Origin of the sequence: Azoarcus sp. DN11 (assembly GCF_003628555.1) — a bacterium.
Classification (GTDB): Bacteria; Pseudomonadota; Gammaproteobacteria; order Burkholderiales; family Rhodocyclaceae; genus Aromatoleum.
The window spans coordinates 638,894-658,080 of record NZ_CP021731.1; the positions used below are offsets into that span (position 1 = coordinate 638,894).

Annotated in this window: 12 protein-coding genes, 3 tRNA genes and 2 rRNA genes; 10 read left to right on the forward strand and 7 right to left on the reverse strand. The window is 63.0% G+C overall.

Annotated elements, in window-relative coordinates:
* Positions 1-54 precede the first annotated feature (54 nt).
* From CDA09_RS02845 to CDA09_RS02870, 6 genes are all read left to right on the forward strand, one after another.
* A tRNA-Ile gene (locus CDA09_RS02845) sits at positions 55-131 on the forward strand.
* A gap of 11 nt (positions 132-142) precedes the next feature.
* Positions 143-218, forward strand: a tRNA-Ala gene (locus CDA09_RS02850).
* A 269-nt stretch (positions 219-487) separates the two neighbouring features.
* Positions 488-3,370 (forward strand): 23S ribosomal RNA (locus tag CDA09_RS02855).
* An 85-nt stretch (positions 3,371-3,455) separates the two neighbouring features.
* Positions 3,456-3,569 (forward strand): 5S ribosomal RNA (rrf, locus tag CDA09_RS02860).
* A gap of 137 nt (positions 3,570-3,706) precedes the next feature.
* Positions 3,707-4,666: an alpha/beta hydrolase gene (locus tag CDA09_RS02865; protein WP_121427239.1), complete on the forward strand. Its 960-nt coding sequence runs from the start codon at positions 3,707-3,709 to the stop codon at positions 4,664-4,666.
* Between the two features lie 131 nt (positions 4,667-4,797).
* On the forward strand, positions 4,798-6,078 hold the full coding sequence (locus tag CDA09_RS02870; RefSeq protein ID WP_121427240.1) for a nucleotide sugar dehydrogenase: 1,281 nt from the start codon (positions 4,798-4,800) through the stop codon (positions 6,076-6,078).
* Positions 6,079-6,232: 154 nt separating this feature from the next.
* On the opposite strand, the gene CDA09_RS02875 is transcribed toward CDA09_RS02870, so the two are convergent.
* Both CDA09_RS02875 and CDA09_RS02880 read right to left on the reverse strand, forming a co-directional pair.
* A tRNA-Arg gene (locus tag CDA09_RS02875) sits at positions 6,233-6,307 on the reverse strand.
* A gap of 64 nt (positions 6,308-6,371) precedes the next feature.
* Positions 6,372-8,417, reverse strand: a complete 2,046-nt coding sequence (locus CDA09_RS02880; RefSeq protein ID WP_121427241.1) for a site-specific recombinase — start codon at positions 8,415-8,417, stop codon at positions 6,372-6,374.
* A 116-nt stretch (positions 8,418-8,533) separates the two neighbouring features.
* Here CDA09_RS02880 and CDA09_RS02885 point away from each other — a divergent pair, with 116 nt between their 5' ends.
* Positions 8,534-10,441, forward strand: coding sequence for an ATP-binding cassette domain-containing protein (locus CDA09_RS02885; RefSeq protein ID WP_121427242.1), 1,908 nt, complete (start codon positions 8,534-8,536; stop codon positions 10,439-10,441).
* 9 nt (positions 10,442-10,450) lie between these two features.
* Here the strand turns inward: CDA09_RS02885 and CDA09_RS02890 are convergent, their stop codons facing one another.
* The 3 genes from CDA09_RS02890 to CDA09_RS02900 form a co-directional block, all read right to left on the reverse strand.
* Positions 10,451-11,359, reverse strand: a complete 909-nt coding sequence (locus CDA09_RS02890) for a hypothetical protein (RefSeq protein WP_121427243.1) — start codon at positions 11,357-11,359, stop codon at positions 10,451-10,453.
* Positions 11,360-11,396: 37 nt separating this feature from the next.
* The gene (locus CDA09_RS02895) at positions 11,397-11,972 is read right to left on the reverse strand and encodes a LemA family protein (protein ID WP_121427244.1); all 576 of its coding nucleotides are present in this window, start codon (positions 11,970-11,972) and stop codon (positions 11,397-11,399) included.
* 71 nt (positions 11,973-12,043) lie between these two features.
* On the reverse strand, positions 12,044-12,898 hold the full coding sequence (locus CDA09_RS02900; protein ID WP_121427245.1) for an HDOD domain-containing protein: 855 nt from the start codon (positions 12,896-12,898) through the stop codon (positions 12,044-12,046).
* A 155-nt stretch (positions 12,899-13,053) separates the two neighbouring features.
* On the opposite strand from CDA09_RS02900, the gene CDA09_RS02905 reads away from it, so the two are divergent.
* The 3 genes from CDA09_RS02905 (at position 13,054) to CDA09_RS02915 (ending at position 17,297) form a co-directional block, all read left to right on the forward strand.
* On the forward strand, positions 13,054-14,052 hold the full coding sequence (locus tag CDA09_RS02905; RefSeq protein ID WP_121427246.1) for an oxidoreductase: 999 nt from the start codon (positions 13,054-13,056) through the stop codon (positions 14,050-14,052).
* A gap of 23 nt (positions 14,053-14,075) precedes the next feature.
* Entirely contained in the window at positions 14,076-15,260 is a 1,185-nt protein-coding gene (locus tag CDA09_RS02910; protein ID WP_121427247.1) for a GGDEF domain-containing response regulator, read from the forward strand.
* 144 nt (positions 15,261-15,404) lie between these two features.
* Entirely contained in the window at positions 15,405-17,297 is a 1,893-nt protein-coding gene (locus CDA09_RS02915) for a propionate--CoA ligase (protein ID WP_121427248.1), read from the forward strand.
* 79 nt (positions 17,298-17,376) lie between these two features.
* On the opposite strand, the gene CDA09_RS02920 is transcribed toward CDA09_RS02915, so the two are convergent.
* Positions 17,377-18,132, reverse strand: coding sequence for a PEP-CTERM/exosortase system-associated acyltransferase (locus tag CDA09_RS02920; RefSeq protein ID WP_121427249.1), 756 nt, complete (start codon positions 18,130-18,132; stop codon positions 17,377-17,379).
* A gap of 164 nt (positions 18,133-18,296) precedes the next feature.
* Positions 18,297-18,998, reverse strand: coding sequence for a lytic transglycosylase domain-containing protein (locus tag CDA09_RS02925; protein ID WP_121427250.1), 702 nt, complete (start codon positions 18,996-18,998; stop codon positions 18,297-18,299).
* Positions 18,999-19,187: the final 189 nt, after the last annotated feature.

Sequence of the window (19,187 nt, forward strand, 5' to 3'; positions counted from 1 at the left end):
CCGAGTATCCACAACTTATCGGTTGTTCAGGCAAGAGCCTCGAGTTTGACGAGAGGGTCTGTAGCTCAGCTGGTTAGAGCACCGTCTTGATAAGGCGGGGGTCGTTGGTTCGAACCCAACCAGACCCACCACCGAGACGAGAGGGGGATTAGCTCAGCTGGGAGAGCACCTGCTTTGCAAGCAGGGGGTCGTCGGTTCGATCCCGTCATCCTCCACCACCCGTTGGATGGGCTCGGCTAGGTGGCTCGACGAAGGGTTAAGCCGTGTGCACGGGATGTGTGCAGGGCTTAGGCCTTGGTGCCAGTGTTCTTTAACAAAGTGGAAGAAGTAAAGTGTGCGGCAGCCGGTCGAAAGGCGGGTTGCTGCATGGGTTGGTGTGATTGCATTTTTGCGTTCATCGGCGCTTTGAACCAGCGGCCGGTGGATGCGCACAAGCGTGAGTTCGTCTGTAGCGGTTGAACCCTGGCGACAGGGTCCAGCGTTATAGGATCAAGCGACTAAGTGCATGTGGTGGATGCCTTGGCGATCACAGGCGATGAAGGACGTGCAAGCCTGCGAAAAGCGGGGGGGAGCTGGCAATGGAGCTTTGATCCCCCGATGTCCGAATGGGGAAACCCACTCCTTCGGGAGTATCCCGCGCTGAATACATAGGCGTGTGGAAGCGAACGCGGCGAACTGAAACATCTAAGTAGCCGCAGGAACAGAAATCAACCGAGATTCCCCAAGTAGTGGCGAGCGAACGGGGAAGAGCCTGCACGACTAAACCATCGATTTAGCAGAACGGTCTGGAAAGTCCGACAATACAGGGTGATAGTCCCGTATGCGAAAAATGGGTGGCGGGTCTGAGCGTGCGACAAGTAGGGCGGGACACGTGTAATCCTGTCTGAAGATGGGGGGACCATCCTCCAAGGCTAAATACTCGTGATCGACCGATAGTGAACCAGTACCGTGAGGGAAAGGCGAAAAGAACCCCGGGAGGGGAGTGAAATAGATCCTGAAACCGCATGCATACAAACAGTGGGAGCCTCGCAAGGGGTGACTGCGTACCTTTTGTATAATGGGTCAGCGACTTACGTTCAGTAGCGAGCTTAACCGAATAGGGGAGGCGTAGGGAAACCGAGTCTGATAAGGGCGACATAGTTGCTGGGCGTAGACCCGAAACCGGATGATCTATCCATGGCCAGGATGAAGGTGCCGTAACAGGTACTGGAGGTCCGAACCCACTAATGTTGAAAAATTAGGGGATGAGCTGTGGATAGGGGTGAAAGGCTAAACAAATCCGGAAATAGCTGGTTCTCCCCGAAAACTATTTAGGTAGTGCGTCGTACGGACACTTGCGGGGGTAGAGCACTGTAATCGTTGGGGGGGTCACTGCGATCTACCCCGCGATAGCAAACTCCGAATACCGCAAAGTGATATACGGCAGACAGTCCTGGGGTGCTAACGTCCTGGGACAAGAGGGAAACAACCCAGACCGCCAGCTAAGGTCCCAAATACATGGCTAAGTGGGAAACGAAGTGGGAAGGCATAGACAGCTAGGAGGTTGGCTTAGAAGCAGCCACCCTTTAAAGAAAGCGTAATAGCTCACTAGTCGAGTCGTCCTGCGCGGAAGATGTAACGGGGCTCAAGCCATGAACCGAAGCTGCGGATCTCGCAAGAGATGGTAGGGGAGCGTTCCGTAAGCCTGCGAAGGTGTCTCGAGAGGGATGCTGGAGGTATCGGAAGTGCGAATGCTGACATGAGTAGCGATAAAGGGTGTGAAAAGCACCCTCGCCGAAAGCCCAAGGTTTCCTGCGCAACGTTCATCGACGCAGGGTGAGTCGGCCCCTAAGGCGAGGCAGAAATGCGTAGTCGATGGGAAACAGGTCAATATTCCTGTACCGATTTTAGATGCGATGGGGGGACGGAGAAGGTTAGGTCAGCCGGGTGTTGGACGTCCCGGTTTAAGCGTGTAGGCGTGCCCCGTAGGCAAATCCGCGGGGCTGAGCCAAGGCGTGATGACGAGGTCTCTTTGAGACCGAAGTGATTGATACCATGCTTCCAGGAAAAGCCTCTAAGCTTCAGTCTAAGATCGACCGTACCGCAAACCGACACAGGTGGGCAGGATGAAAATTCTAAGGCGCTTGAGAGAACTCAGGAGAAGGAACTCGGCAAATTGATACCGTAACTTCGGGAGAAGGTATGCCCCAGTAGCTTGTAGGAGTACATCCGAAGGGCGAAGGGGCCGCAGAGAATCGGTGGCTGCGACTGTTTATTAAAAACACAGCACTCTGCAAACACGAAAGTGGACGTATAGGGTGTGACGCCTGCCCGGTGCCGGAAGGTTAAGTGATGGGGTGCAAGCTCTTGATCGAAGCCCCGGTAAACGGCGGCCGTAACTATAACGGTCCTAAGGTAGCGAAATTCCTTGTCGGGTAAGTTCCGACCTGCACGAATGGCGTAACGATGGCCACACTGTCTCCTCCTGAGACTCAGCGAAGTTGAAATGTTTGTGAAGATGCAATCTCCCCGCGGCTAGACGGAAAGACCCCATGAACCTTTACTGTAGCTTTGCATTGGACTTTGACGGGACTTGTGTAGGATAGGTGGGAGGCTTTGAAGCGGTGACGCCAGTCGCCGTGGAGCCAACCTTGAAATACCACCCTGGTGTCGTTGAGGTTCTAACCTGGGCCCGTGAATCCGGGTCGGGGACCGTGCATGGCAGGCAGTTTGACTGGGGCGGTCTCCTCCCAAAAGGTAACGGAGGAGTACGAAGGTCGCCTAGGTACGGTCGGACATCGTACTGATAGTGCAATGGCAAAAGGCGGCTTGACTGCGAGACCAACATGTCGAGCAGGTGCGAAAGCAGGTCATAGTGATCCGGTGGTTCTGTATGGAAGGGCCATCGCTCAACGGATAAAAGGTACTCTGGGGATAACAGGCTGATTCCGCCCAAGAGTTCACATCGACGGCGGAGTTTGGCACCTCGATGTCGGCTCATCACATCCTGGGGCTGTAGCCGGTCCCAAGGGTATGGCTGTTCGCCATTTAAAGTGGTACGTGAGCTGGGTTTAAAACGTCGTGAGACAGTTTGGTCCCTATCTGCCGTGGGCGCTGGAAGTTTGAGAGGACCTGCTCCTAGTACGAGAGGACCGGAGTGGACGTACCCCTGGTGTACCGGTTGTGACGCCAGTCGCATCGCCGGGTAGCTAAGTACGGAAGAGATAACCGCTGAAAGCATCTAAGCGGGAAACTCGCCTCAAGATGAGACTTCCCCGGGGCCTCGAGCCCCCTGAAGGGTCGTTGAAGACCACAACGTTGATAGGTCGGGTGTGGAAGCGCAGTAATGCGTTAAGCTAACCGATACTAATTGCCCGTGAGGCTTGATCCTATAACCCTGGATCGCTCAACAAACTCACACAACGCATCACACCAACCAACAACACTTTACTTCCCCCCTTTGTTACCCCTTACAGTCTGACGACCATAGCGTCCCGGAACCACTCCTTCCCATCCCGAACAGGACAGTGAAACAGGATCGCGCCGATGATAGTGCTCTACGTGAGTGCGAAAGTAGGTCATCGTCAGACTACCCCACTCAAAAAAGCCGCTCTCCTGCCTACAGGATGGGCGGCTTTTTTACGTCAACGCGCCGGTTTTCCCCTCTGATACGATGCTGCAGTCGGCGTGCAGCCGAATAACAACTCTGTGGGCGGATACAAGTTCAATGGCTCTTACTGCTCAAGCTCAGGCTTTGCTGGAAATGGTTTATCGCGTCGGGGCGCCGCGCTTTCATGAACTCAGCGTGGCTCAGGCGAGGCATTCGTTCGACAAATTGCAGTTTGTATTCGGCGGCGAACCAGAGGCGGTTGCGTCCACAATGGAGGTGCCTATGGCGCGACCTGACGGGACCGCACTTTTGGCACGGTTGTATCGGCCGATAGCGGCCGACCCGAGCCAGGTCCTACCGGTGGTGATTTACTTTCACGGTGGCGGATGGTGCGTGGGGAGCGTGCAGAGCCATGATGTGCTTTGCCGGCAACTCGCCAACCGCTCGGGTTGCGCTGTGCTATCGGTGGATTATAGATTGGCTCCCGAACATCCCTTTCCTGCGGCTGTCGAGGACGCCGTGTTTGCCGTCGAATGGGCGCGGGAAAACGCGTCACGGCTGAGGGTGGATCCTCTCCGTATGGCTTTGGCTGGGGATAGCGCAGGAGGGACTCTTTCGATTGTTGCGGCACTGATGCAGCGTGATCGCGGCGCGGACCCGCTGCGTTTCCTGTGCCTGATCTACCCGTGCACGGAAATCGTGAGTAGCCGCCTCTCGCGCGAGATTTACGGGTCGGGTTATTTTCTCGATCGCGAGAGTTTGGTTTGGTTTTTCGAGCGCTATCTGCCTGGTGGGAACACGGATGACTGGCAGGCCTCCCCCCTGAAGGCGGAATCTTTCAGGAATCTCCCGCCGATGCTGGTGGTTACCGCGGAGTGCGATCCGCTTCATGATGATGGTGTGGCGCTGGTTGAGCGTGTGCGCTCCGATGGGGGCAGGGTCGAACATCTCGAGGTTGAGGGGATGGTGCATGGTTTCCTTGCCTTGGGAACGTGGTTCCCCGAAGCACATGACGCGGTCGAACGTATTTCCGGGCGGCTGCGTCAGGGACTGGGTGAGGGGACGGATGCGGTATAAGGAGACCGCTCGCAGTTGAAGGTGATGCTGCAGAACATGGCTTCCGGCGGGGCGAGGTGACTGCGTTGAGTGAAGGGTGGTGATCTCGCTGATTGGCCGGTTTATGTAAGTGTTTTTCAAGGGTGATATTCATGACGACGGTCGCCGTTATTGGCCTGGGCTATGTCGGCCTGCCGCTTGCCGTGGAGTTCGGCAGAAAATTCAAGACCTTGGGCTTTGATCTTTCGGCCTCCAAGATCGCAGCATATCGCGAGCACAACGATCCAACCGGAGAGGTATCCCGCGAGGATTTACGCACGGCGACCATGCTTTCGTGCCATACGGATCCGCGCGTGATCGCGCAGGCGGATTTTGTTGTTGTCGCGGTTCCGACGCCGGTGGATCAGGCGCATCAGCCCGATTTTTCACCCCTGGTCGGCGCGTCGCGGACGGTTGGGCAGAATCTGAAGCGCGGGGCAATCGTCGTGTTCGAATCGACGGTGTACCCCGGTGCGACCGAGGATGTCTGCATTCCGATCATCGAACGCGAATCCGGCCTGAAATGGAAGGAGGGCTTTTTCGTCGGGTACTCCCCCGAACGCATCAACCCGGGCGACAAGGAGCGTACGGTCACGAAGATCACCAAGGTGGTTTCGGGCGATACCCCCGCCACGCTGGCAAAGGTCAGCGAAATGTACGGGGCCATTATCACTGCGGGGGTCTATCCGGCGAGTTCGATCAAGGTCGCGGAGGCGGCGAAGGTCATCGAAAACACGCAGCGGGACCTCAACATCGCATTGATGAATGAGTTGGCAGTGATTTTCCACAAGATGGATATCGACACGCTCGAGGTGCTTCAGGCCGCCGGGACGAAATGGAACTTCCTGCCGTTCCGCCCGGGCCTCGTCGGTGGGCACTGCATCGGCGTCGACCCCTATTATCTGACGCACAAGGCGGAAATGCTCGGGTACCACCCGGACGTGATCCTGGCGGGGCGGCGCATCAATGACGGGATGGGAAAATATATCGCCGAGCAGACGGTCAAGCAACTGATTCAGGCGGGGCACTCGGTGCGTGGTTGCGACGTCATTGTCATGGGGCTGACATTCAAGGAGAACTGCCCGGATCTTCGCAACAGCAAGGTCATCGACGTCATTCGCGAACTGCGCAGCTTCGGCTGCAGGGTGCATGTCCATGACGCGGTTGCAGTATCGACAGAGGCCGAGCACGAGTATGGCGAGGCGCTCGTGCCGTGGGAGCAACTGCCACGCGCGACGGCAATAGTCGCAGCCGTTTCCCACAAGGCTTATCTGGAAATGCCGCTCACGAAGATTTCCGAGAAATTGCTGCCGGACGGCATCTTCGTGGATGTGAAGTCGGCGTACGACCGGGATGCAATGGCGATGGCTGGTGTAACCGTGTGGCGACTCTAGCGGGATTTGCCGCGTTCCATCTGCACTCCCGTGCAGAAGTCCGTGATGGGGTGCGGAGTGCTGTGCCCGCCGCCTCCATTTGCAGGAAGGCGCACTGTCCGCGGTCACGGTCGTGTGCCCGTGTCGCATCCGCTATTGATGGGTGTCCGCCGATTGGTCCCCCCGACAGGAATCGAACCTGTATCTAGCGCTTAGGAGGCGCTCGTTCTATCCATTGAACTACAGGGAGAAGCGTGCAATTCTATCCGGTTGCGCGCCGAGCACCAAGCCTGCCGATTGGGCGGGACGACGATTCAGGAGCCGAGTGTGCCGATCTCCTTTGCGGTGTCGCGTTGCTCCGGGGTGAGTTGGTTGCGGGGCGGGAAGAAGAAATCCTGCGGGCGGGCAAGAAAGCGTCGGAGGGTCATCCACACGAGCGTTCGGCCCTGTGCAAAGGTGATGCGGCGCGCGCGCATCGCCACATAGAGCGTCAGGGAGAAGCTTACGGCAAGGTTTGTCAGGCCGATGAGCGCGATGCCGCCGGCGGCGAGGGCTGCCGCTTTCCACCCGAGGGCGAAGTCCAGGCCGACGCTGGCGTAGCCGACATAGGCCGAGGAGAAGGCGATGTGGCGGATGTCGAGGGGAAGGCCCAGGAGTACGCCGAGGGCGGTGACGCCGCCGAGGAGGAAGCCGAAGAAGAAGTTGCCCGCGAGGACTCCGAGGTTGTTCTCCACATAGGCAGCGATGCGCTCCATGCGCCTGGCGCCGAGGAGGAGACGAGGCCAGCGCAGCTGCAGGAGGCGATCCGGAATCCGCCCGTAGGCGCAAAGATTGTCGTAGTAGCCAGAGATGAGTCCGGACAGGAAGAGGCACACCCCGGCAAGTGCCGCAAAGAAGACGGCTCCGCCGACGGGATCGATCTCGTCGAGCAGCACGCGGGCCTTCTCCGGGGAGACGAAATGCGCCCCGGTGGTGGCATGAACGATCACGCCGAGCACGGTCGCCACGGGAATCGCGATGCCGATGTTGCCGACGATGGCGGCCAGTTGGCTGCGAATCGTGCGCGCAATCAGTTCGACCAGATTGTCGAGATCGCGCGTCTTGCCACGGGTTTCGCCGATCGAGGCGGCGATCGCGTTGGCCGTCATCGCCGGCTGCTTGGTGGCGACGGTGCCGCCGATGACGTGGATGATGACGAATCCGATGCCGTAGTTCAGGCAGAAGGTCAGCGCAGCGGTGAGCGGCGCATTGCCCTGTTTGGCGAGCACCAGCTTGAATGCGGCCATCAGTGCGATGATGAATCCGCCGAGTGCGGCCGAACCCAGGATGCCGAAATATTCGCGGCGCGTCGCGGTGATGTAGTGCTCGCCGGTCTTGCTGGCGCTTTCGGTCATGCGCCGCGACAGCAGTTCGACGTTCTTGCCGAGATAGTCGGAAAGCCGGTGCTTGCGGCATTCTGCGCGCACCAGTTCCTTGAACAGGGCGACGATCTGCGGGGCGACATCCGCGAGCATGCGGCGTTTGCGCAGGCCGGCCAGCAGATGTACCAGGCGGCCCATGCGGCGCAGGTGCTGTTGAAGGCGTTCGAGTTTGAATGTCAGGGTGAGGCTGGTGCCGAGCTTGGCGGCGCGGCGCCGGATGCGCTGCAGGACCTCGTCGCACTGGTCGAGCATGACCTGGACGTGTTTCTCGTCTTCCACGAGCGTCGACGAGGTTGCCCACCACTGCGCGTAGTGCCTGATGTAAGCGACCAGTTCGGCGTTCTGCGCAAGGAAGACGGACTCGTGTTCTTCGAGGTCGGGATCGATGCGGATGAACTCGGGGTCGAGGCCGATCGCGCTGGCGTGGTAGGACAGTACGCGCAGCGCCTCCAGGATTTCGGCGATGGCGCCGGGCAGTTCACGGCCATCGATTTCCGATACGGGCGTTTCGTTGCCGAGGACCGTGCAGATGAGTTCGCACCACAGTTCGTCGGAAACGGCATTGACCCACACTTCGTCGTCGGGCCGCCAGAACAGGACGGCGAGCACGTCCTTCATGTAGGCGGTGTCGATGTAGTCGGGCAGGAGCCGGCCGGAGATGCGCCGCGCCGTTTCGGAGAAAAATCCCGTCGATGGCAGCAGGCCGGACGACGCGTACAGCGAGACCTGTTTGCGCTCGCGGAACATCCGGCGGAACGCGTCCGACAGGCGTTGCCGCAGCGCCGGACGCGATTTGAGCATATCGATCAGCCGCAGCAGCCGGGTTTCCGCGCCCGCCGTGTCGTTCGCCCGGGGCGGGCGCAAGTGTCCGATGAGGGCTTTCCACTGCGCGAGTTCGTCGTATTCCGGGTTCCCCAGCTGTTCTAGCAGTCGATCCATGCAGTTTCGTTTTCCTGTCGCCTTCGTCATGTCATGCTGCGCTGCGCAAAAATCAGCGCGCCCGCCATCTTATCAGCCCGCTAAAATGCGGATCCCGCTTCGCGAGTAACAATCCAATGCCGCTTCTGTCTGTCGAAAATGCCTGCCTTGCGTTCGGCCACGTCGATCTGCTCGATCACGCCGAATTCCAGCTCGATGGCGGGGAGCGGGTCGCCTTGATCGGACGCAACGGCTCGGGCAAGTCCAGCCTGCTGAAGGCGCTGGCCGGGCAGGCTGCGCTCGATGACGGGTCGGTGTGGCGCCAGTCCGGCCTCAAGGTGGCGTATGTGCCGCAGGAGGCGGATTTTCCGCTCGATCGCGACGTCTTCGCGACGATTGCCGATGGTCTGGGAGACGCTGCACGCCTGCTCGTCGAGTATCACGACGCGATGCATGCGGTGGCCGAGTCCGCGAGCGCGGAGGCGCTGGCACGGCTGGACGCCTTGCAGCATGCGGTGGATGCGGCCGACGCGTGGCGGCTCAATCAGCGCGTGGACGAGGTCATCGTCCGCCTCGCGCTGCCGGGCGAGGCGCTGGTTTCGAGCCTGTCGGGCGGCGGGGTGAAGCGCGTGGCGCTCGCGCGGGCGCTCGTCTCGGAACCCGATCTGCTGCTGGTCGACGAACCGACGAACCATCTCGACCTCGATGGCATCCTCTGGCTCGAATCGCTGATCCGCGACTTTCGCGGTGCGGTGATCGTGATCACGCACGACCGGGTGTTTCTCGACAACGTCGCGACGCGCATCGTCGAGCTCGACCGCGGCCGCCTGAGCAGCTACCCCGGTCGATTCAGCGATTACCAGCGCCGCAAGGCGGAGGAGCTCGATGCCGAGGCCAAGGCCAACGCACGCTTCGACAAGGTTCTCGCGCAGGAGGAGGTGTGGATCCGCAAGGGCGTCGAGGCGCGCCGGACCCGCAACGAGGGGCGCGTCCGGCGACTCGAGGCGTTGCGGCGCGATCGTGCCGCCCGGCGCGATCGCCTGGGCAACGTGAAGCTCGCGGTGGACAAGGGCGAGCAGAGCGGCCAGATGGTTGCCGAGCTGACCGACGTCACCAAGCGTTTCGGCGACCGCGCGGTGGTGCGCGATTTTTCCACCCGCATCATGCGCGGCGACCGCGTCGGCCTGATCGGGCCGAACGGTGCGGGCAAGACCACGCTGCTCAAGCTCATCCTCGGCGAGATCGCGCCCGACGGCGGCACCGTGCGCCGCGGCACACGCCAGACCGTCGCCTATTTCGACCAGTTGCGTGCCCAACTCGACCCCGAACTGCCGCTGACCGAAGTCATCAGCCCGGGCTCGGATTTCGTCGAGATCGGCGGCGAACGCAAGCATGTCATCGGCTACCTGGGCGATTTCCTGTTCGCGCCGCAGCGCGCCCGCTCGCCGGTGAAGTCCCTGTCGGGCGGCGAGCGCAACCGACTCCTGCTCGCGCGCCTGTTTGCACGGCCGGCGAACGTCATGGTGCTCGACGAGCCGACCAACGACCTCGATATCGAAACGCTCGACCTGCTCGAAGAGCTGCTTGCGGGTTACGACGGCACGCTTTTCCTCGTCAGCCACGATCGCGCCTTCCTCGACAACGTCGTGACCCAGGTGATCGCGGCCGAGGGCGACGGACGCTGGGGCGAGTATGCCGGTGGCTATGCGGACTGGCAGCGGGTGAGGCATGCCGCCGCCGAGCGCGAGGCCGAGGAAGCAAAGGCCGCTACGCCGAAGCCTGCCGCTCCGGCCGCGGCCAAACCCGCGGCAGCGAAAAGCGGGAAACTCACGTTCAACGAGAAGCGCGAACTCGATGCCCTGCCCGATCGCATTGCCGCGCTCGAGGCCGAGCAGACCGCATTGCATGTACGCATGGCGGATCCCGCGTTGTATCAGCAGGCGCCGCAGGAAGTTGCCCGCATCAAGGCGCGGCTCGATGAGCTCGACGGCGAGATCGAAGCAGCGCTCGCCCGCTGGGAGGCACTGGAAAGTCGCGCCGGCTGACGCGACCGTTCAGCGTGTGACGCCGACGATGCCGCTGAGCCAGGACGCCGCGGCGGCGCAGGCGAAGAATACGGCGACGTGATAGGCCGACCACCAGCGGTAGCGCGCCGCGAGGCGGTCGGGATCGAGGTCGGAGATCAGGAACAGCGACTTCGACGCGGGTTTGCGCACGACATGCGCCTCGGGGGCGGACAGGATCTCGTCCCGCAGCTTCGTGACTTCCCGCCGGGCCTGGCTGCGCGCGAGTTCCCATTCGCGCAGGTCGATTTCGCCGTCGCCGTCGAGGTCGAAGCGTTCCAGCAGGGCCTTGCGGTCCGATTTCCAGTGGTCGAGCAGTTCGCGCGTCTGTCGCCCGATGTCGAACTCGGGTGCGACGCTGCCGAGCGTCGCAAAGTCGCCCAGCACATAGATGCGGTCCCGGTCGATCAGGCACCACTGGGTGTGGCGCGTGTCGCCCCGGGTGCAGGTTTCCTGCCGGCGCACCATCATGTCCGCGCCTTCGGGATCCACCGCGCACGCGCCGCTGCCGTCGTCGAGGAGGAAGGAGGCGTCGCTCTCGTCCGTCGACACGTGGCGCCACTTGCCGTCGCTCTCGCGACGTTCGGTGCGCACGCGGTACCACAGCACGGGCAGGCCATTGACCGGTGACAGCAGCGGGGTGCCGTCGAGCGGACGACCGCGTCCGCGCAGCTCGACGTAGCCCTGCGCGGCGGACGCAATGCGCGATGTCGGCGTATCGGCGATCACGCGTGCCGTCCGGATCGAGCGCAACCAGCCGTAGAGGCTGCTGGCGGCCAGAAGACCGATGCCAAACCCCCATCCCTTGCCGGGGGCAGTCTTGGCGATGAGGGCAACGGTCAGGAGCTGCAGCGTCGGCAGCGTGACGTTCGCGACGTCCCGGCGCAGGCGGGTCAGCATGCGGCGGTCGGGGGCGCGCCGTGGGACGACGGTGCGATCACGTGCCGAACAGGGCCTTCAGGTCGACGTCGGATTTTTCCGCGTTCGCGAAGACGAGGAGCGGCTTCGATTCGAACTGGAACATCTGTGCGACGAAGGCATCGGGGAACTGCTCGATGCGGACGTTGTGCAGATTGACCGATTCGTTGTACCACTCGCGGCGATCCGCGATGCCGTTTTCCAGCGCCGTGATGCGCGTTTGCAACTGCATGAAGTGCTCGTTGGCACGCAGCTCCGGATACGCCTCGGCAACGGCGAAAATCTGTCCGAGCCCGGTCCGCAGCATGCCTTCCGCCTTGCCCAGCGCGGCGACGTCCTGCTGCGCGCGCGCACTGGCAATCCGTGCGCGTGCTTCCGTCACCCGCTGCAGGGTTTCCTGTTCGAACTGCTTGTATTGCCGGCACACTTCGACCAGCTTGGGCAATTCGTCGTGGCGCTGCTTGAGCAGAACGTCGATGTTCGCCCACGCCTTGGCGATGTTGTGCTTGAGCCGGACCAGACCGTTATAGACGACGATCGCATACAGCAGGGCGAGGACCAGTGCCCCGAGCGCGATGGCTGCGGACATGCTCATTGTGATTTCTCCCCTTGTTGCGACGGCATGATATACGCAATCCGGGTCCGTCGAGGACGGACCCTCGGGACTCAGGTTGCGGGCGGGAAGAAGCGGTGGAGGTCTTCGGCCGGGGCGCCGAGCCGTGCGAGCAGCAGTTCCGGGCTCAGGTGCACCAGTTCGCTCAGTTCGGCGATGTCGTCGGGAAGGGCGTCGTTGTCCCAGCCCGATTGCAGGTGACGTGCAACGGCGTTTGCGAGCAGCACGTTGCGCACGCGCGGATTGCCCGCCTGGCCTGCATCCATCAGCGTGACGAGCAATTCCGGCAGTTTCCACGCGCGTACCAGCCCTTCCTGGATCTGGTGGGCCGTGACGCCGAAGACCGACCGCTGCGCGTCGGAACGGCGCAGCCAGCGGTTCGCGCGCTGCATTTCGAACACCCGCTGCGTCATCGCCGGTGCAAACGTCCAGCACATGATCTCGACGGCGTCCATCAACAGGGCCGCGACGGTGATCTCGTCCACGTCGAGGTCATGGCGCAGGATCGCCCAGTCGCGCGCAAGATGGGCGGCGCGTCGCGCACGGCCTATCGTTCTCAACACCCCGACCAGCGCCTGGGGGTGAGCGGCCAGGCGCTCTTCCACCGTGCCCAGTCTGGAAAAGGCCTCGAAGAACGGGGTGACGCCCATCATCATGATGGCCCGTTCTATCGTCGTGATGTCGTGATTCTGCTTCGGCCCGCGTCGGGCCTGGAGGGTGGTCAGCACCTTCAGGGTCATCAGCGGGTCCGCAATCACGACGGCCGCGACCTGCCTGCCGCCGGTCGAGTCGTGGGCCGCAAGCGCCCCGAATTCCTGCACGGTCCGGTGCAGCACGGGCACATCCTGTGCCGACAGGAAATCCACATACGCGTCGGCCGATGCGAACGGGGTATCGATGAAGGTCATGGGTGTCCCCGGGGGGCAGGTATGTCCATTATCGGCAGGAGAAAGGGGGAAATGAAGGGCAGGCAGCGATTGCCGCGGGCGCCTTCGGCTAATTGGCTATAATCGGCGCGAAAAACGCGGCATCGTGCTGCGGACCGGAGAGGAGTAGAGCGCAAGTGAATACACCCTTCAAGGCTTTCCTGATCGACCAGGACGAGAACAGGAAGATCGTCAGCCGCCTGACCACCCTCGATGCGGCACAACTGGATGCAGGCGAGGTCCTCATCCGCGTTCATTACTCCAGCATCAACTACAAGGACGCTCTCGCGGCGACCGGTGCCGGCAAGATCATCCGCCGCTTCCCGTGTGTCGGCGGCATCGACATGAGCGGCGAGGTCGTCGAGAGCGCCGATGCGCGCTTCAAGCCCGGCGACCAGGTCATCGCGACCAGTTTCGACATCGGCGTGGCGCATCACGGCGGTTATGCCGAGTATGCGCGCGTGCCCGCGGGCTGGGTCGTGCCCTTGCCGCAGGGGCTGGACCTGTTCGAAGCGATGGCCCTGGGCACCGCCGGCTTCACCGCGGCGCTGGGCATCGTGCGCATGGAAGACAACGGCCTCGCGCCCGCGAACGGGCCGGTCGTCGTGACCGGCGCCACCGGCGGCGTCGGCGGCCTGGCGATCGACATGCTCGCGCGCCTCGGTTATCACGTGGTGGCCCTGACCGGCAAGGAGGCGGAAGGCGACTACCTCAGGATGCTCGGGGCGGCGGAAATCAAGCTGCGCAGCACGATCGACCTCGACAAGGTGCGCCCGCTCGAGGCCGCGCAGTGGGCCGGCGCGGTCGATAACGTCGGCGGGCCGATCCTCCACTGGGTCCTCGCCACGATGAAGCAGGCCGGCACTGTCGCCAGCATCGGCAATGCCGCGAGCTTCAAGCTCGACACCACGGTGTTCCCGTTCATCCTGCGTGGCGTCAGCCTGCTGGGCATCGATTCCGGCTACATGGAGTTCCCCACCCGCCAGCGGGTGTGGGACCGCCTCGCCTCCGACCTCAAGCCGCGCCACCTCGCTGCCGTTACCCGGACCATTGCGTTCGATGACCTGCCTGCAGCGTTCGACGCCTACATCAAGGGCGCGGTCAAGGGGCGAACGGTCGTTCGGATCGCTGGCTGAGGCGGGAACGAAAGGACTTCATTATGAGCGAGCAGGGTAATCAGCCGCTGCCCAAGGTATTGATCGTCGACGATTCGCGCATGGTGCGTGCCTCCATCGTCAAGCTGATCCGGGGACGCTTCGAGTTTCGCGAGGAGGTCGACGGCGAGGCCGGGTGGCAGGCCCTGCTCGTCGATCCGTCGATCCATCTGGTGCTGACCGACATCGGCATGCCCCAGCTCGACGGTTACGGCTTGCTGGAGCGCATTCGCGCCTCGAAGCTGTCGCGCGTCCAGGAGCTCCCCGTCATCGTCATCTCCGGCGAGGAGGACGACGCGGTGCGCGAGCGCGCCCGCCAGCTCGGGGCCAACGATTTCATCACCAAGGGTATCGGCGCGGCCGAACTGCTGGCGCGCCTCGACTCGCTGACGCGGCTGGCCCAGACGCGTCGCGAGCTCGAGGAGAGCCGGGCCGCGCTCGCGAAGCAGAGCCCCGTCGATCCCGTCTCGGGTCTCGCGACCGAGTCCTACATGACCTGGCGCGGCGAGCAGGAGTTGGCGCTGGCCCGTCGCCATCAGGCCGACTTCAGCACGATGGTCGTCGAGATCGATCGCTACGACCAGCTCATCACCGCCTACGGCGCGCACGTCGCGCAGCTCGTCACCCGCAAGCTGTCCGGCATCCTGGCGACCAAGGTGCGCAAGGAAGACACCGTCACGCAGATCGCGCCGTCGCAATTCGTGGTCCTGGCGCCCGGCACCGATCTCGGCGGCGTAAGTGCGTTCGCGCTGCGCATGCAGCAGGCGCTGGAAAAGCTCGTGATGACCTATCGCGAGGACCGCATCCGCATCAGCGTGACCATCGGTGTCGCAAGCTCGTCCGTCGATGGTGCGCAAAGCGTCAGCGAACTGATCGGTGTGGCGATGAAGCGCATCCAGGCAGGCCGGCAGGCCGGCGGGAACCGCGTCGTGGGCGATCAGGGTGAAATCACGCAGGAGCTGGTTGATCGCCTGGTCAAACGGACCGTCAGCATCGACCAGGTGCTCGGCCAGATCCGGGACGGAGCGGGTGCCGCCGAACTCGAGGCCCGCCTCCCGGCCGTGGTTGCCGCGCTGATGCCGCTGCTCCAGTTGATGGAAGCGCGGCTCGGCTGCGGGATTCCGCTGGACCGTCTTAATAACTACAATTTCGGCCCTGGGGCTGGCGCGGAAGGCACGAAGAAGGCCTGAATCGCTACCCCGGCAAACAATAACAACAAATAACAACAAAGCAGTGCAAGGTGGTGCCGCCGTTCCCGTGAGGAAGGGGCGGCGGTGCCGGAACGCTTATTAAAAAGCCGGAAGTACAGGGATCCTAGAAGGGAGAGGAAGCTTATGACGACGTACAAGGAGTTTCACCGCCGTTCCATCGAAAAGCGCGACGAGTTCTGGGCCGAGCAGGCCGGGCTCATCGACTGGAACAAGCCCGCGGAGCAGATCTGCGACTTTTCCAATCCGCCTTTCGTGAAGTGGTTCAAGGGCGGCGAAACCAACCTTTGCTTCAACGCGGTGGACCGTCACGCCGCGCAGCGGCCGAACGACCGCGCGCTGGTCTACATCTCGACCGAAACCGACGAAGAGAAGGTCTATACGTTCGCCGAACTGCAGCGCGAAGTGGAGCGCATGGCGGCGATTTACCAGGACCTCGGCGTCAGGAAGGGCGACCGCGTCCTGATCTACATGCCGATGATCGCCGAGGCGGCGTTCGCGATGCTCGCCTGCGCGCGCATCGGCGCCATCCACTCGGTGGTGTTCGGCGGTTTTGCCGCCGGCTCGCTGGCCACCCGTATCGACGACGCCAAGCCCGTCCTGATGGTGAGCTCCGACGCCGGCATGCGCAACGGCAAGCCGGTGCCCTACAAGCACCTCGTCGACGAAGCCTGCAAGCTGGCGGAATTCCCGCCGCAGAAGGTGCTGATCGTCGATCGCGGCCTCGACCAGGGTTTCCCGAAGGTCGCAGGCCGTGACATCGACTACGCCGAGCTGCGCGCGAAGCACATGGACGCCAAGGTGCCGGTGACCTGGCTCGAGTCGTCCGAACCCAGCTACATCCTGTACACGTCGGGCACCACCGGCAAGCCGAAGGGCGTGCAGCGCGACACCGGCGGCTACGCCGTCGCGCTCGCCTCGTCGATGAAGCACATCTTCACCGGCGACGCGGGCGAGACGATGTTCTCGACTTCCGACATCGGCTGGGTGGTCGGCCACAGCTACATCATCTACGGCCCGCTGCTCGCCGGCATGGCGACGGTGATGTACGAAGGCACGCCGCTGCGCCCGGATGCCGGCATCTGGTGGCAGATCGTCGAGAAGTACAAGGTCACGGTGATGTTCTCGGCGCCGACTGCGGTGCGCGTGCTGAAGAAGCAGGATCCGGCCTTCCTCAAGAAGTACGACCTGTCCTCGCTCAAGCACCTGTTCCTCGCCGGCGAGCCGCTCGACGAGACCACGCACAAGTGGATCATGGACGAACTGGGCATCCCGGTCATCGACAACTACTGGCAGACCGAAACGGGCTGGCCGATGCTCTCCGCGATCCGCGGCATCGAGAAGACGCCGATCAAGTACGGTTCGCCGAGCTTCCCGGTGTATGGCTACGACCTGCGCATCTTCCGCGAGGACGGCACCGAGTGCGGCCCCGACGAGAAGGGCATTGTCGGCGTCGTGCCGCCGCTGCCGCCGGGCTGCCTGTCCACGGTGTGGGGCCAGGACGACCGCTTCGTCAGCACGTATTTCACGCTGTTCAAGGATCCGGTGATCTTCTCGTCGTCCGACTGGGGCATCAAGGATGCGGACGGGTTCCACACGATCCTCGGGCGCATGGACGACGTCATCAACGTCGCCGGCCACCGCCTCGGCACGCGTGAAATCGAGGAAGCAATCCAGGCGCACGCGGCGATCGCCGAAGTCGCCGTCGTCGGCGTCGCCGACCAGCTCAAGGGCCAGATGCCGATGGCTTTCGCGGTGGTCAAGGACGCCTCGCGCGTCGACAGCGCCGAGAAGCGCAGCGAACTCGAGAAGGAAGTCATGAAGACCGTCGACAACCTCCTCGGCGCGATCGCCCGCCCGGCGCGCGTGCATTTCATCTCGGGCCTGCCGAAGACGCGTTCGGGCAAGATGCTGCGCCGCTCGATCCAGGCGCTGGCGGAAGGCCGCGATGCAGGCGACCTGACGACGATCGACGATCCGAGCACGCTGGAGCAGATCCGCAGCGCGCTTGCGAGCTGACGAGACGACTCAGGGAAGAAAAACCGCGCCACGGCGCGGTTTTTTTTGGGGCGCGGCGAGGGGCTCTCCCTGGGGGGCCTCAGGCGCCGGCCACGCACTCGCAGGCGGCCTCCATGTCTTCCTGGATCGCCCGCCACATCGGCCTCAGCAGAAAGCGCATGTTCTTGATGATGCCCTGCACGTCCATCATCGACGGAATACGGGTTCCGCGGTGTTCGACAGGACCGCCGATCTGCCTCACATCGACCCCCAGTTTTGCGAAATGCGAGGCGAGGCGGGGTTCGGTCAGCACGAAGAGCGTTTCGATGCCGGCGCGTTCGGCAAGGGCGATCGCCCCCAGATACAGTCCTATGGGAATGTACGGAAAGCGCGGCTGGATCGTCGTGCCGAAATCCTCGTCGCGGATCGGCGCACTGGCAAGCGACTCGCCACGGCGACGCCTGTAGGCGGCGCGCACGGCCAGTCGGGACACCTCGGCGATCCGGTCGCGCGGCAGGCGCGACGGGTCGACGATCGAGCGGTCGAGGGTGGTGGCGCAGGTCCGCTCGAAGGGAAGTGGGGCGTGGGGCTCGTCCGCTCTCGTGAGCACGACGCGTGTGCATCCGACCGGTCCTGGAGGAGCGGAATTCGTGCGCAGCAGGCAATGCAGGCTGTGCGCGTCGTATTCGTCGGTTTCCCGTCGATCCGGACGCACCGGCTCGAACCCCAGGTCCTCGCAATACACCTCGTGCCGGATACGGAAAACGGCCTCCCGCAGCGGGTCGTCGATCGCCGGATGGATCTGGAAATACTTCCTGAAACCGTGGCCGAGATTGAACCGGTCAAACAGAAGCATCTTGCCTCCTGGAGTTCGTTGTCCTTGAAACAAGTAGCTTCGGCATTCTATGCAAGCGTCGCCGTTCGTGAAGTGAAGAACTTCCTGTCTGCGTGGTCGAGCGTTTGCGAGGGGAGACGGGGCGAGCGGGCGGTGCGTGTTGCCGCGGCGCCCCCGGCGGGGCGTCAGGGGGTGCCCTGGCGGCGAAATGCGGTGTAATGATCGAGCACCTTCGGCACGTAGGTGACGGTCTCGGTGAATGGCGGAATGGCGTTGCCGTAGCGTTCGACGGCGCCCTCGCCCGCGTTGTAGGCAGCGAGTGCGAGCGGTAGCGAGTCGAAGCGATCCAGGAGTTCGCGCAGGTAGCGGGCGCCGCCGAACAGGTTCTGGCGTGGATCGAGCGGGTTGTCGACGCCGAATCGTGCGGCGGTTGCGGGCATCAGCTGCATCAGGCCCACGGCGCCCTTGGGCGAGCGGGCGTGTTCGACGAATCCGCTTTCGACGTAGGCGACGGCCTCGATCAGTGATGGGTCGAGGCGGCTGTGGCGTGCCGCGTCAAGGACGTGAGGCGTAAGGGAGGGAGGCAGTCGCCGCGCACGGGTGGCGACGAGGCCCGGGCGCTTGCCGGGGACCGCCGGGCGTGCCGCGCGGGTTTCCAGGATCAGCCGATGGCGCGGGTCGCTCGGCGCATCGCTGAAGTTGAACACGCCGCGCTCGTCCGCGTAGCCATAGAGCCGGTCGGCGCGGCATTCGGCGCCGAGTCCCGTGACGACGAGCGTCGCTGCCAGCAGGACCGCGGCAGGCAGGCGCGCGGTCGGGGGCGGGAGGCCGTCTTGCTCGTGCGGTGCGTCACCTGGGTGCCGTGGTGATGCCGTTGGTCTTTGCATCGGGTCTTCCTCCGATTGGCCGGCTCGCGTCGAGCATGGGCGCCGCGAGAGCAAAGGTTCCACAGGTGCATACGGGATGTCGAATTTCGCCCGCACTGACTATGCTAATGTTAGTTCGGGTCTTCAACGACGGAGTTCCCATGCGGACACGAAGCATGCGGCGGGTTCGGTCGGGGGTTTCCGGGGTTT